1 rRNA gene is annotated in these 269 nt (G+C 52.4%); it reads right to left on the bottom strand.

The window, feature by feature from the left end:
• Window positions 1-269 (bottom strand): 23S ribosomal RNA (locus tag LMC10_RS01325); the annotation flags it as partial.

Genomic DNA, 269 nt, shown 5'->3' with positions numbered 1-269 from the left:
GATGGTCCTCGCGGGTTCCGACGGGGTTTCACGTGTCCCGCCGTACTCAGGATCCTGAACAGAGAGTGTGACGTTTCGTCTACGGGGCTTTCACCCTCTATGGCACAGCTTCCCAACTATTGCGACTACGTCGCACTTTGGTAACTCTAACGTTCAGTCCTACAACCCCAACAAGCAAGCTTGTTGGTTTGGGCTCTTCCCTTTTCGCTCGCCGCTACTCAGGGAATCGATGTTTCTTTCTCTTCCTGCAGCTACTAAGATGTTTCAGT

This window comes from Limosilactobacillus reuteri subsp. simiae (assembly GCF_020784875.1).
Taxonomy (GTDB): Bacteria; Bacillota; Bacilli; order Lactobacillales; family Lactobacillaceae; genus Limosilactobacillus; species Limosilactobacillus reuteri_H.
The sequence above is the reverse complement of the archived record's forward strand: the minus strand, read 5'-3'. Positions and strand labels throughout refer to the sequence as shown.